Here is a 635-nt window from a genome sequence, read left to right as displayed (position 1 = left end):
GCGCTGGCCGAGAAGCGCGTCGCGCTCGTCATGGGCAATTCGGCCTACAAGAACGTGGGGAGGCTCACGAACCCTGCGAACGATGCCGCCCTGGTCGGCGGCATGTTCAGGAAGGCCGGGTTCGACGCGGTCGACGTCAAGCTCGACCTGAACGTGGTCGACATGCGCAAGGCGCTGCGCGAATTCGGCAGCAAGGCGCGCGACGCCGATGTCGCGGTCATCTACTACGCCGGCCACGGCATCGAGCTTGACGGCACCAACTATCTGATCCCGACCGATGCCGCCCTGGAGACCGATACCGATGTTCTCGACGAGGCGTTCCCGCTCGACAGGGTGCTGTTCGCGATCGAGCCGGCCAAGCAACTGCGCCTCGTCATCCTGGACGCCTGCCGCGACAACCCGTTTGCCAAGACCATGAAGCGCACGGTTGCCTCGCGTGCCATCGGCCGCGGCCTTGCCAAGGTCGAGCCGAGCAGCCCGAACACCATGATCGCCTTCGCGGCGAAGGCCGGCTCGACCGCATCGGACGGCGATACGAAGAACAGCCCCTTTGCCACGGCGCTGGTCGAACGTCTGCCGATGCCGGGCCTCGACCTGCGCAAGGCGTTCGGCTTCGTGCGCGACGATGTGCTCAA

The 635-nt window shown here is 66.1% G+C and carries 1 protein-coding gene; it reads left to right on the top strand.

Annotation, left to right across the window (positions count from 1 at the left end):
- Positions 1–635: caspase domain-containing protein (locus tag NR187_RS34840; protein ID WP_372703296.1), on the top strand; the 635-nt coding region annotated here is incomplete at both ends.

The organism is Bradyrhizobium sp. Bra64 (assembly GCF_024519875.1).
Taxonomy (GTDB): domain Bacteria; phylum Pseudomonadota; class Alphaproteobacteria; order Rhizobiales; family Xanthobacteraceae; genus Bradyrhizobium; species Bradyrhizobium japonicum_G.
The sequence above is the reverse complement of the archived record's forward strand: the minus strand, read 5'-3'. Positions and strand labels throughout refer to the sequence as shown.